The following is a 10,770-nucleotide window of genomic DNA, read 5'->3' as shown; positions in this document are numbered from 1 at the left end:
TGTTTCCTCAATCTTGGCCCTCTTGTTGGCCTGTTGTTTCTAACACCTCCTAATTGTAAAAAACCTACACTTGTAAGGGGGTAGGGGGGGGCGGGTTTGGTCTCAAAAGTGTCTGCAGAATGCCACAACAGCCGCTTCAACCCGCCTTTATGAGACATTTATGATTTTTTTACCAAAGCCCTCTGACCGGCGTCACAGGCTGCGGTGCGGGTGCTGGCAAGGGGGCGGCGCGGCGCGGCGCTGGAGGCGGAGTTGTGGGCTGCACGCTGCGGCGAGGTTCGATCGGGCTTTCGGGGCTAGTTGTTTCACTTGTGCGAGTTGTCGATCGCGTCACATCTTGAAGCAGGCTTCGCAGAGTTCCGGCTATACTCTGAACTTTCCCAACAGCGGTGCGAAGGCTGGCAACATCTACGTAAACCTCGTTGAGAGGATACTTTTTCAGGATTTCTAGCAGCGATACCTTACCGTCATCCCCGGATGCCAGGATCACCGCTGCCCGCAAAGCTTTCCCACTTTCTGTGCGGCGCTGAGTCCGAATTGCTTGACCGATGTCGTCAGTGATTTTTTCTCCCGGAGTGCTGTAAACTACCCTCGCCAGATTAGCAGGCTTTAAACCAATTTCTAAACCCATGAACCCCCGCAGTATTTGCGGGTCCATTTTGGAGAACCGGATAATTTGTTGGAGGGTTGGCGTCGTCGTGCCGTTTTTAGCAAATTCTTCTAAGTCGCTGACATTGATGGCTTGTCTGATCGGGCCAAATGTGAGGACAACTTTTTCTGCCCCTAATGCTCTACTGCTGCTAGATAATATGCTCCCGCTTGTTCCTAAAAGTAGGACAATGCCGATCGATACAAATTTTGTTAATTTCATATTCACCGCTACATTAAAATTATTTTTTCTTTCGAGATTTGTACATTTTTGTACATTATAGATGCAGCAGTTATATTCTACAAGATCCCCAGTGTAATTTGTGCCTCCGTCACACCCACAATCTCGACCGAGACTTTTTCTTATCTTGACTTTAAGAATAAGTAACCATATCTGCCGACCTATTTTTGATTTTCTTCATTCTGCCTTCTACCTTGTACATCAGAGTGCCTTCTACATCAGAGTGCCTTCAGCCTTCTACATAAGTGCCTTTTAGAAGTTATGTTGAAAACCAAGCGCAAATCCAAGAAATCCAAACACAAGCACAGCGAAAAAACCACAGCGCTCAGCAAAAAAGAAGTAGCAGCACAAAAACGCAAAACTTCACAAAAGCGCAATGAATTGGTGCAGGCGATCGCCATAAGCTGCTTAGTCACCGTTGCTCTCAGCATCCCCCTGTTGTTCCTAGCTGGCCCTAAGATTGCTATTGCAGGAGGCGCAGCCGCAGGCATCTTGCTGCTTTCCTACAAATACCCCCGTCAAGCTTTGTGGGCTTTTCTAATTTACCTGCCTTTCAGTGGTACAATTACTTACGCAATTGGCGGCGGGAATGCTGCATTTCAAGTAGCCAAAGATGCTTTCTACATACCAGCCCTCATCGCCCTAATTCAAAGCTGCAAAAAGAAACAGTTGCGCCTGTTCATTCCCAAACAAATGCTTTCTACCTTTAGCATCCTGTTGATGATGGCAATGCTGACTTTAATTTTTGTCAACGGGGAGATGCAGCTCAACCCTAGGGCGGGCGACAAACCAATTCTGCAAGGAATTCTCGGCTTAAAAGTATTGATAGGTTACATACCGCTGATTGCTTGTACCTATTATCTGCTCCGCACCAAGAAGGATTTGGTATTTTTTAGTCGAATGCACATCGTTTTGGCGATCGTTTGCTGCCTTCTCGGTTTGATTCAGTACCTGTTGCTGCAAAGTGGAAAGTGTGCAGGAACCAGAGGAATGACCGGAGCCGAATTATATAAAGCAACGCTGGAAGCTAGATGTTTTGTCGGCGGTTCTTTGGTGTTCAGTCCAGAAGTCAAGATGGTCCGCTTGCCGGGAACTTTTGTCGCGCCTTGGCAGTGGGCGTGGTTTTTAATTTCTAATGCTTTTTTAACCTTTGCCTCTGCTTTTTGCGATCCTTCATTCTGGTGGCGAGTTATCGGTTTATTGGGCATGGCATTAGTATTTGCCAATGCAGTTATTTCCGGTCAAAGAGCTGCTTTAGTTATGGTTCCCCTTGCTACAGCAATCCTGCTACTTCTCACCGGTCAATTAGTTAATTTAAAACGATTTATTCCCATTGGTGTCGGACTGGCGATTCTGCTATTTATCGGTGCAGCTATTAACCCGGGAATTATCGAGCAACGGTGGGAGAGTTTTGTTAGTCGCTGGAATGCTGCACCGCCCCAGCAGTTTCTCTTTAATCAGTTCGAGCAGAGCAACAATTTTATCATTGACAAACCTCTTGGTAGAGGTGTGGGACGAGCAACTAATTCAACGCGAATATTTGGTACTACGCAGCTAATTGAAACTTTCCAACCTAAGTTGATCTACGAACTCGGTTATCCGGGAATGATTAGTTTTCAGATCATGCTTTTACACTTAGCTTTTCTAACTTTTAGAGCTTACCGATCTGTCAAGGACAAAAGTTTGCGGAGTTACGGAGCTAGTTTTTGGGTGTTTGTTGCATTTATTACGATCAATACTCAATACTATCCGCTGGATGTAGATCCAGTGTCCGTGTATTATTGGGTTTTAGCTGGGGCGATTTTAAAGTTGCCCAAAATTGATAAACAGGTGCAGGATGAAAAACACCAGGAAGTTGAGTCAAATGAATTGCAAGTTCACCAGCCACTAAAGGAGAAAAAAATTATTGCATCTTCCCCAATTTGAGAATAATTTTGAGTGTTGAGTTGGGTGGATATTTTCTTGTTTATTAACCCGCTTTCCCTCCAGGGTAGTGCCAATATAGCCCGCAATTCTGGGTTTATCTGTGCTAAACCCCCCTATAGTATATTTGGGATTTTAAGTTTACTGCGGTTGCCAAACCGGATTGCTCGCATTTAAATCCTGGTCGTTTGTCAATTTAGTCAATGCCGAACTATCCCGATTAATTACATACAAGTTGCTTTTGTCTCCTTGGATTTCGTTAAATATAAAAGCAATTTGCTTGCTGTCAGTAGACCAAGCTAATTCTGAAATTCCCGACGGTTTTAGTCTGGTAGCTAGTTGATTTAGCTGGTTCCCGTCAGCATTGATTGTGTAGAGTTTTTGATTATTGAACTCTCCAGCGACGAAAGCAATAACTTTGCCATCCGGCGACCACGAAATTTCGTCGTAGTTTCTTGGTTTTTGGGTGAGGTTCTTGGCCGTCCCCCGGTTAATGTCGAGCAGGTAGATATCTTGCTGTTCGCCTGATGAATCGCCGGGTTTATTATAATAGTAAGCAATCCGGCTGCTGTCGGGCGACCAAAATATTTTGACGTTGTAAACCTGATTTTGCGGGTGGTTCGTCAAATTTTTGAGGTTGGTTCCATCGGCATTAATTGTGTAAATTTGCTGTTTCGGATAAGCGCCGAACAGGAAAGCAATTTTTGTGCGATCGGGCGACCAAACAAGTTCACTGCCGCCGGATACATATTCGCCGGCACTTTTAGTTAGTTTGGTCATTCCCGAACCGTCAGCATTCATTTTGTAGATATTTTTATCCTTGACAAATACTACCTGCTGACCGTCCGGCGATAGGTAAAATTCTGAGGAAATTTCTGTTTTAGGCGGATATCCTCCTACTTCTAAATTCCTAACTAATTTAGTTCCTTGGATGCCAGAAGTGTCGCTTGTATAAAGTGATTGACTGCCGGGAGCATCAGAGGTAAAACCGTCGCAAGAACGGGCAAAAACAAGTTTCTGGCTGTTGGAAAACCAAGCTATTTCAAAATTAGGTGCTTTGCAACCACCCTCAGCAAACTGTTTAGTTAGTCGAGAACCGTCAGCATTGACTGTAGAGATTTCGGTGTATCCGCTAACGAAAGCCAGTCGCTGGCCGTTGGGCGACCACACTAGGGGAGCGCTAACATCTATATTAGGTGTAAGTTCGCGGCGAGCGGAACTGGTAGCATTGAGGGCAAATAAACTGTTTCTGAACTCGCTGCCGCGCCTCTGGAGGGCGGTAAACGCTAGTATCCTTGGTTTTTGGGCTGCGGTTGGGGGAGGGCTGTGAAGGCTCAAAAACAAGGTGATTGAGAGTGTTAGGGAGATAAGGGCGATCGCACTTATCGGCCATAATTTATGGAAGGTGAAAAGTTGCAGAATTTGCCACAAGCTTTTCAGGGGCGGCCAAGATGCCCAACCCCTACTCCCCACACTCAACTGAAAATCTTGTGGAACAAGCTTTTGTGGAACGGGCATCTTGCCTGTTCCATCTCGCAGGGGGAAATGCAAGTTAAAACGCATTTTATCGATTCCTCTGCTAATTTTCAAAGTGTTTGTCTGTCTATATGCCGCGACAGCCTCAAACTCTGTTTAATTCTGCCAATAATTAGCTCAAACATTTTTTTGCGGGACGGATTCTTGCTGCTGGGCGGCATCCCTAACTCGCAACACATCAAGTTCAAGTCAGTTGCACTCATTGCTAACAACTTTTGCCTCACCTCTTCTTCATTACCATTCTTAGCTTGTAAACGCAGTTCTTCATAAACTTCTAGAACATTGGCAGCCGATAAATTAACAGGTTTATTAACATCAGCACCCCTGGTAATATCCGAAGTTTTTGAGCCAGCAGAAACCACTCCCCGCTTGACTTGAGTCTCAAGCCTGGTTAATTTTCGAGCAACGTCCCGCAAGATTTCCTTAAGTTCGCCAATTTCCTCAACCAACCCCCCGCTTTCTTGTTCGGAAGCAGCCAAAATTTCTTTTTTACTCATTTTATATACTCCTCACACTCGCGCCATAATTTTTCAAATTCTCTAACTAATTCTCGCGGCAGTTCTCCCTCATTAATCGCCCGTTTTAGCCCGACGCTTTCCCGAATCGTCGATTCTAAAAATCTAACTTCTATGTTATTATCTTTTGATATCTCATCGCAAAGTCTCTTTACTTCTCTCATGTAAAACTGAACTTCATTTGTCAGCAATCCTCCATAGGTTTTAGCTTTATTCATAAACACTGCTATCTTGGGAAACGGATAAGGCTCAATCCGTTTCTGGAGCGAGTTTAAAACTAAACTCAATCCCCTAGAACCAAAATAATCGGGATTGACGGGAATCAATATTAAGTCGCAGCAAGAGAGTACGCTGTAGGTGAGGAGACTGAAGGAAGGTGAACAGTCAAAAAGCATCAAGTCGTATTTTGGGAGATTGGCAGAGTTGGCGATTTTGCCGATAAATCTGCGGATGAAGTCTTTAACACTTTTTCCCTCAAATCCATCTATATCTAACCAATACAATTCTTCAACTGAAGGGACAAAATGCAACTGTTCGTCAATCTGATAAATGGTGTCGAAACCAACGGGAAATTTAAAGTTTTGTCCGGCTTTTTTAAAGACTTCTAAAGCGTCGTAAATTGTAAGTCTGTGCTTGAGAGATTTTTCGTACCACTTACCAAACTTGTCATCTAAATGACCTGTATTTTCGTTAAGTCCGATCGCCTCTGTGAGCGACATTTGAGGATCTAAGTCTAACATCAAGACTTCTAAGTCGGTTCCTTGGGATATAATATTTCCCAGACTCCAAGTGACGGTAGTCTTTCCGACACCGCCTTTGAAGTTGATTACGGCTATTGATTTAGGACTCATGGCTGGCTTTGTTTGGATTTTGCTCAAATATAAATTAAAACATATTGTGTGACTTTGTTCAGCGCGCGATCGCCCCTGAGCAGTCCGATATGCCAATTGACATGAAAAGCAGGCTATGATATAGAAATAAATAATAAAAAAATCAAATTATTAGCCATCCCAAAGGTGTACTAAAAAAGATATATTCTGGATTCAATGAAAAGGAACACGGCTGCCGAAGTCTCGATGGACTTAATGTTGAAAAGGTTTTATCTAATCCGAATACTTGTGCTTCTCTGAAAACCTTATTTGCATGGTGTTTAAAGGCTTTCGGGGAAATACCTACCGATAAATATCAGCTTTCAAGTGGAAAATTAAGTAATATCGTTTCCGGTTGCATCGGAATAATAAAATCGAGTCAACAGTTAACACTCAATCATTCAGTTTTTCGACCCGCCCGTCAACAGCCAACAGTCAACAATTCCGAAGGATGGCAACCGGAATTGATATAAAATAACCAACGCAAAATTAGATAATATATAATTTTTTAAGTTCTGGCAGGTTTTTACGGCCGACAGAAAGTAAGGTGCGCCGAAGAGCACCCTACAAGTTTTTTTAGCGTTTCACCAGTAAGGTGCGCCGAAGAGCACCCTACAAGTTTTTTTAGCGTTTGACTAACTTCTTAGACACCTTCCGCAAGCGAATTGATTTCGGTGTTACTTCCACCAATTCATCCTGGCCGATGTACTCCAAAGCGCGTTCCAAACTCATATCGACTGGTGCTTGCAATTGCGCCAATTCTTCACCGCCAGATGCGCGGTGGTTTGTCAACTGCTTCGACTTGCAAATATTCAGCTCCATGTCTTCATCTCGGTTGTTTTCGCCGATAATCATTCCTCTGTAAACCTTGGTTCCGGGGGTAATGAAAAATACGCCACGGTCTTCAGCATTTTTCAGTGAATAAGTAGTTGCAACTCCTTCTTCAAAGGAAATCAATACTCCGTTGCGACGGGCGATAATTTCTCCACCGAGGGGGCGATAGTCGAGGAAGCTATGGTTCATAATTCCAGCGCCGCGAGTCAAGCGCATAAACTCGCCTCGGAATCCAATCAAACCGCGAGCGGGGACTGAAAATTCGATTTGGGTGCGACCGGTGCTGCTGACGTGCATATCTTGCATTTCTGCTTTCCGCTGACCGAGCCGTTCGATGCAGCCGCCGACTGCTTCTTCGGGTACATCTAACACCAAACATTCAAAAGGTTCGCAGGGACGACCGCCGATTTCGCGGTAGATTACTTGCGGTTGAGATACTTGGAATTCGTATCCTTCGCGACGCATATTTTCGATCAGGATTCCGAGGTGGAGTTCGCCGCGGCCGGATACGAGGAATTTGTCGGGAGATTCGGTTTCTTCGACGCGCAAGGCGACGTTGGTTTGGAGTTCTCGCATTAGCCGATCGCGAATTTGTCGCGATGTTACCAAACTACCTTCTTGACCGCAGAACGGCGAATCGTTCACAGAGAAAGTCATCTGCAAAGTTGGTTCGTCTACTTTGATTAAAGGCAGTGCTTGCGGGTCGTTGGGACAGGTAATTGTCTCGCCAATATACGCATCAGCAAAACCAGCAACGGCGACAAGATTACCAGCAGAAGATTCTGGGATATCAATCCGCTTCAAGCCTTCAAAGCCCATCAATTTGGTAATTTTTGATTTGACAATCGCGCCACTTTCGGTGATTAAGACTGCTTGTTGACCGATTCTAATCGTGCCGTTGTGGATGCGGCCGATGACGATGCGACCGACGTATTCTGAGTAATCTAAGGTGGTTACTTGCAGTTGTAGTGGCTTGTTGGGGTCGCCTACGGGGGGTGGTACGTGGTCGAGGATTTCTTCAAAGAGGGGCTTCATATCTACCCCTTCGTCTTCGAGGTGTTTTTTGGCGTAACCGCTTAAGCCGGAACCGAAGAGATAGGGAAATTCGCACTGATCGTCGTCAGCGCCTAGTTCGAGGAACAGATCCAAAACTTTATCGACGGCTTTGTGGGGGTCGGCTCGCTCGCGATCGATCTTATTGACAAAAACGATCGGTCGCAGTCCTTTTTCTAGGGCTTTTTTGAGCACGAAGCGGGTTTGCGGCATCGGGCCTTCGTTGGCGTCTACGATCAGCAGACAGCCGTCAACCATGCCGAGAACTCGTTCGACTTCTCCGCCGAAGTCCGCGTGTCCGGGGGTATCGACGATGTTGATCAGGGTTTCTCCGTACCTGACGGCGGTGTTTTTGGAAAGGATGGTAATGCCACGTTCGCGCTCGATGTCGTTGGAGTCCATGACGCAATCTGGGATTTCTTCCCCTTCGCGGAAGATCCCGGACTGTCTGAGGAGAGCGTCCACAAGGGTGGTTTTGCCGTGATCGACGTGAGCAATGATGGCGACGTTGCGAATGGGAAGACTCATAATGCGTCTGGAACGTTAAACGGATCTAACTAAAGATTTCTTAATAATTGTAGCGCATGGAGTCAAGGGCCGATCGAGCGCGGCTGTAAGATTGGAGTGCGATCGTCGCTAGAATCAAGATTATGGAAGCGCAACAAGCGTGAAATTGAGTGTTACACCACGCCTGACGGCAGAGTTTTTTTCGATCGGTAATTTTGAGTTGGCCCAGGTGAAGAAGCTTTGATAGGGGGCGATCGCCCGTATTAAGATGAGGCTGCAAGTACGATCGACTTTATGGAAGTACAACCGAGGGAAATTAGACGTTATATTACCCCAGACGGTAGAAATCCTTTCGCAGAGTGGCTTAGTTCCCTGCGAGATTTGAATGCGGTAGTTAAAATTGAGCAAAGGCTTGACCGAGTTCGCTTAGGGAATTTAGGAAACAGCAAGTCTGTTGGGGAAGGAGTCTGCGAATTAAAAATTGATTTTGGGCCGGGGTATCGCGTGTACTTCGGACAATTGGGGTCAACAATAGTTCTTCTTCTCTGCGGTGGGGATAAAAGCACTCAAGAACAAGATATCCGCAAAGCGTATGAGTATTGGAAAGAATATGGAGAACGCGAAAATGCCAACGAGCGATAGTTACCAGGGCTATCTGATAGGAGCGCTCAAGGATAAAATACACGCTGCGGCTTATCTAACAGCGCATTTGGAAGACGAAGAGCCTGAACCTGGTTTGCTGGAACTCGCACTTAGCAATGTATTTGAGGCTCTTGGCGAACCAAATATGTCTGCTGAGGATGCTAAATTGCATTTGGAAAAATTAGATGTTTTGTTGTCGGGAGAAGGAAGTGCGACAATTTATGTTTTGGCAAGTTGGCTGAAGGTTTTGGGATTGAAGTTAACAGTTGCGGTTGATGAAGGGGATAAAGGGGAAGAGAAAGATTCTGTTAGTGCTGCTGAGTTGGCGGAAGTTGGTAATGTTTGATTTTGGGCGATCGAGCTTGCTTGAATGTCGTTTATCTTAGTCAGGTAGCAATTGAGAGAGGGATTTATTCAATGATAAACAATGACAATTTAATTTCAGCAGTAGGAGTAGATTACAGCAATCTGCGGAATTTATTAGCTGCCCAAAAGTGGAAAGAAGCTGATGATGAAACAGTTTACAAGCTGAAGTAAGTTTTAGGAAGAGAACATCCAGCAGACATCTTATTGGCAGACATCAAAGGCTTTTTCTGCGAAGACCTGCTTACCATAGACCAACTCTGGTTAAAGTACAGAAAAGGCCGTTTTGGTCTTAGTGTCCAGAAGCGGATTTGGGAGATTCTCTACAAAGATTGGAATATGTTGGGCGATCGCGTCGGATGGCGCGCCGACGGCAAATGGATGTACCGCGACGAGCTCACTTACAATTTAAATGCCCCCCCTGGACACCTCCCAGTTAATATATGGGGTCAGTTCGGGTTTTTCTCTAAGTCTAACGATCGCTGGACTGTTGGCGGCAACGAAATACATTGGGTGTTTTGCTTAATAGGACGACCGCCCCATAGAGCGCAGCTTCTCTTTCAAAGGCTTGAGTATTGTAGTTTGTGCTAGACGGGAGCGCGATCTTCGGGGAGATCGGGCTTCAAATTCATCATCAAATTAACCTTGAGTAAAAGCGATCGATTGCTTAACAAATTTGCCTCTGCAATCCGAGCGACTGTTATTTGCAACTCACAAAAAGTAGGGACAAAATCCGCTCCTCTCCTCAAAAAGCCTCAATACACTCTTTCACCACACAATAAATGTTCCGCAGCAACTCCACCTGCAATTCTGACAACCCGTGCTTAATCTTACCTACCAACTTACCCCAGTTGTAGAGTTCTTCCACACCGCGAGACTGCCGAAATTTCCCCTCATAAAAATCTACCCAAAATATCGGTGCTTGATGTTGGCTGATTCTCCAGCGTTTCCGCCACCGGATGCAGTCTTGCAGCGTCGGCGGTTCGACTCCTAAAATTGGCGGCATATCTGCGTAGCTGACAAATTGGCTGATGCCAACTCCCACAACATGGATGACGTAAGCCCAGCAGCGAATGTCCCGAATCTGTTCTGGCTTGACTTTCAAGACTTTGGCAACTGCTTCTTTGGTGACAAAGCGAGCAAGTGGATTTATTTGCTTGGCTTCTGAGTTTTGTTTTGGTATCATGGTTGGTGACTTGGTGACTCCGACTTGTTTGGGGTGACTGCGACTTGTTTGGGGTGAATCCGACTTGATTTTGGGTGAATCCGACTTTTTGTTGGTGAATCCTACTTTTTGTTGGTGAATGCCAAATTGTCGGTCATTTGAATAAATAGCTGTTCGCTCTTCAGTTTTCGAGGCCGGGGGGCGATCGCTATTTATGATGTAAATATTTTAAGGCCAATACTGGTCTATTGTCAATAAATGGGATTGGTTAAGTTGCGGATTCGAGAGCTGGCTGCCGAGAAGGGTTGGACTTTGACAGAGGTTTCTGAGCGATCGGGAGTTCACTACAGCACGCTTAAGAATTATGCTCGTTCGCCGGGGTTAGCAACGGTTGACGTTACTCATTTGCAAAAATTAGCTCGAACTTTTGATTTGTTGATTGAAGATTTGTTTGAGGTTGTGGAAGATTAGGCG

At 45.3% G+C, this 10,770-nt stretch carries 12 protein-coding genes; 5 read left to right on the top strand and 7 right to left on the bottom strand.

Features of this window, described 5'->3' with window-relative positions; genetic code table 11:
• Positions 1–169 precede the first annotated feature (169 nt).
• Complete coding sequence (locus tag QUA07_RS21510) at positions 170–871, bottom strand: alpha/beta hydrolase (protein ID WP_333328990.1); 702 nt, start codon at positions 869–871, stop codon at positions 170–172.
• Between the two features lie 279 nt (positions 872–1,150).
• On the opposite strand from QUA07_RS21510, the gene hpsL reads away from it, so the two are divergent.
• Positions 1,151–2,815 (top strand): hormogonium polysaccharide biosynthesis protein HpsL, encoded by a 1,665-nt coding sequence (gene hpsL, locus QUA07_RS21505; RefSeq protein WP_333328987.1) that lies wholly within the window; start codon positions 1,151–1,153, stop codon positions 2,813–2,815.
• A 138-nt stretch (positions 2,816–2,953) separates the two neighbouring features.
• Here the strand turns inward: hpsL and QUA07_RS21500 are convergent, their stop codons facing one another.
• The 5 genes from QUA07_RS21500 to QUA07_RS21480 form a co-directional block, all read right to left on the bottom strand.
• A complete protein-coding gene (locus tag QUA07_RS21500; protein WP_333328984.1) occupies positions 2,954–4,375 on the bottom strand; it encodes a DPP IV N-terminal domain-containing protein in 1,422 nt (473 codons plus the stop codon).
• A gap of 23 nt (positions 4,376–4,398) precedes the next feature.
• A complete protein-coding gene (locus tag QUA07_RS21495) occupies positions 4,399–4,845 on the bottom strand; it encodes a hypothetical protein (RefSeq protein ID WP_333328982.1) in 447 nt (148 codons plus the stop codon).
• Positions 4,842–5,714 carry a ParA family protein gene (locus QUA07_RS21490; protein WP_333328979.1) on the bottom strand — a complete coding sequence of 291 codons (873 nt, stop codon included), beginning with the start codon at positions 5,712–5,714 and terminating at the stop codon, positions 4,842–4,844. Before QUA07_RS21490 ends, QUA07_RS21495 begins: the two co-directional genes overlap by 4 nt.
• A gap of 642 nt (positions 5,715–6,356) precedes the next feature.
• On the bottom strand, positions 6,357–8,147 hold the full coding sequence (gene typA / locus QUA07_RS21485) for a translational GTPase TypA (protein WP_333328976.1): 1,791 nt from the start codon (positions 8,145–8,147) through the stop codon (positions 6,357–6,359).
• 40 nt (positions 8,148–8,187) lie between these two features.
• Positions 8,188–8,406 (bottom strand): hypothetical protein, encoded by a 219-nt coding sequence (locus tag QUA07_RS21480; protein WP_333328974.1) that lies wholly within the window; start codon positions 8,404–8,406, stop codon positions 8,188–8,190.
• Positions 8,407–8,420: 14 nt separating this feature from the next.
• On the opposite strand from QUA07_RS21480, the gene QUA07_RS21475 reads away from it, so the two are divergent.
• The 3 genes from QUA07_RS21475 (at position 8,421) to QUA07_RS21465 (ending at position 9,722) form a co-directional block, all read left to right on the top strand.
• On the top strand, positions 8,421–8,768 hold the full coding sequence (locus tag QUA07_RS21475) for a type II toxin-antitoxin system RelE/ParE family toxin (protein ID WP_333328971.1): 348 nt from the start codon (positions 8,421–8,423) through the stop codon (positions 8,766–8,768).
• Complete coding sequence (locus tag QUA07_RS21470; protein ID WP_333328968.1) at positions 8,752–9,114, top strand: transcriptional regulator; 363 nt, start codon at positions 8,752–8,754, stop codon at positions 9,112–9,114. Before QUA07_RS21475 ends, QUA07_RS21470 begins: the two co-directional genes overlap by 17 nt.
• Positions 9,115–9,338: 224 nt before the next feature.
• Positions 9,339–9,722: a GUN4 domain-containing protein gene (locus QUA07_RS21465; protein WP_333328965.1), complete on the top strand. Its 384-nt coding sequence runs from the start codon at positions 9,339–9,341 to the stop codon at positions 9,720–9,722.
• Between the two features lie 154 nt (positions 9,723–9,876).
• On the opposite strand, the gene QUA07_RS21460 is transcribed toward QUA07_RS21465, so the two are convergent.
• Positions 9,877–10,317, bottom strand: coding sequence for a hypothetical protein (locus QUA07_RS21460; protein WP_333232893.1), 441 nt, complete (start codon positions 10,315–10,317; stop codon positions 9,877–9,879).
• A 237-nt stretch (positions 10,318–10,554) separates the two neighbouring features.
• Here QUA07_RS21460 and QUA07_RS21455 point away from each other — a divergent pair, with 237 nt between their 5' ends.
• Positions 10,555–10,767, top strand: a complete 213-nt coding sequence (locus QUA07_RS21455) for a helix-turn-helix transcriptional regulator (protein ID WP_333140882.1) — start codon at positions 10,555–10,557, stop codon at positions 10,765–10,767.
• Positions 10,768–10,770: the final 3 nt, after the last annotated feature.

It is taken from the genome of Microcoleus sp. T3_A4 (genome assembly GCF_036700465.1).
Lineage (GTDB): Bacteria > Cyanobacteriota > Cyanobacteriia > Cyanobacteriales > Microcoleaceae > Microcoleus.
Note: the sequence above shows the minus strand (reverse complement) of the source record. Positions and strands in the feature narration are given on the sequence as shown.